Origin of the sequence: Modestobacter sp. DSM 44400 (assembly GCF_900107175.1) — a bacterium.
Classification (GTDB): Bacteria; Actinomycetota; Actinomycetes; order Mycobacteriales; family Geodermatophilaceae; genus Modestobacter.
On record NZ_FNOZ01000167.1, the window covers coordinates 1 to 1,404 of the forward strand.

At 67.6% G+C, this 1,404-nt stretch carries 1 protein-coding gene; it reads right to left on the bottom strand.

What is annotated here, in order from left to right; all coding sequences use genetic code 11:
• Positions 1-463: 463 nt before the first annotated feature.
• Positions 464-1,153, bottom strand: coding sequence for a laminin G domain-containing protein (locus tag BLW04_RS25515; RefSeq protein WP_091548457.1), 690 nt, complete (start codon positions 1,151-1,153; stop codon positions 464-466).
• Positions 1,154-1,404: the final 251 nt, after the last annotated feature.

A 1,404-nucleotide genomic window follows, 5' to 3' on the forward strand; every position in this document is an offset into this window, starting at 1 on the left:
CCAACTCCTGGATCAACCCGCCCGACGAGACGGAGGCCGCCGCTCAGCAATAGCCGCGAGACGGTGCCTCAGACAGGTTGACAAGTTCCGCGGTGCTTGCCCTGGTCGGGGATGAGGCAGTTCGGCGGAACGCCGATTCGCCTGGTAACGGAGCAGGTTGCCCATACGTTGACTGCCAGCAGAGATATCCTCAGCGTCCGGCGACGTGTTCATACGGACATCGACGCGGCGAAACAGTGGCGGAGTGCCGGTGCGCTACCTGCAGTTGGTGCACAACACCTGGGACCCGGTCGCCCGCGTCACCAAGGCCAAGGTGCTGCACTCCTTCGGCCGGGAGGACGAGGTGGACCGGGCCGCGATCGGGCGGCCGTGTCGAGCGGCGACCTGGGCTACGCCGACCTGGCACAGGCGCTGCTGGCGTCGTGCACGCCGAGGCGGACCGCCGCGTCTCGCCCGCGGGCGCTCAGCCCTTGGCGATTCTCACGTAGTCCATCAGCCCGGTGTACTGGTCGGCTCCGCCACCGTCCTTTGCGCCGATGTAGAGCGTGGAGTTGTTGCTGATCGTGCCGGTGCTGCCCGACTTGGACCAACTGCTCCCGTCGACGGTGAGCGTGACCGTGCTCCCGCTCCGGCGGCAGGTGATGCTGTGCCACCGGTTGTCGGCGAGGTTCGGTCCCGCACTGAGGCTGACCTCGCCGGAGGACCCCCGAAAGTTGCAGTACGCCCGCCCGTTGATCAGGATCTCTACCTTGTAGCTCCCGCCGGACGTGCTGCCCAAGCCCACCCGTAGCAGGTCGTAGTCGACGACGGAGGCCGACGGCAGCGTGGCCGTCTTGATGTTGAGGGAGATCTGGAAGGCCCCGGTCCCGGGCCGGAAGTCGGCCGAGGTGGGCACGCTCACGTAGGCAGGGTGCTTCGAAAACCCGTAGCCGTACCCGCCGGAGACGCCGGGCTGCCGCACGGTCACCGAGTGCAGCGTGCCGGTGTGTCCGCGCCCCGTGGCGTCGGACATCGTCGAGCCGCTGTCGCCCAGGTTCCACCGAGCGACGTCGGTCGCGGCGGCGTTCGCGGGGACGGCAGCGCTGAGGACGAGCGCGGTTGCCAGGCCGGCGGTGAGGGTCAGGATGCGGGAGAGTCGGAGCGTGTCGGCCATGTAATCCACCTTTCACTGAGGGGTGTGGTCCGGCCAAGTTACTGCTGAGCGAATAGGCGTGGTACCCCGCCGTGACTGCAGGCGACGCGCGCCGCACGATCGTCACCGTACGTGGTCGGTAGAGCGCTCGGTGCTCTTGCGGATTTGCGGCTCGCTCGGCTAGAGCGTGTCTGCCAAAGATTGGCGGGTTGGTGGGCGACGCTGGACGAATGTTGCGTACCGACGAGATCCCGGACGAGTTGTGGGAGTTG

Bases quoted from the DNA above. Each gene is read 5' to 3' on its own strand.
- BLW04_RS25515 (WP_091548457.1), bottom strand. From the start codon at position 1,153: ATGGCCGACACGCTCCGACTCTCCCGCATCCTGACCCTCACCGCCGGC.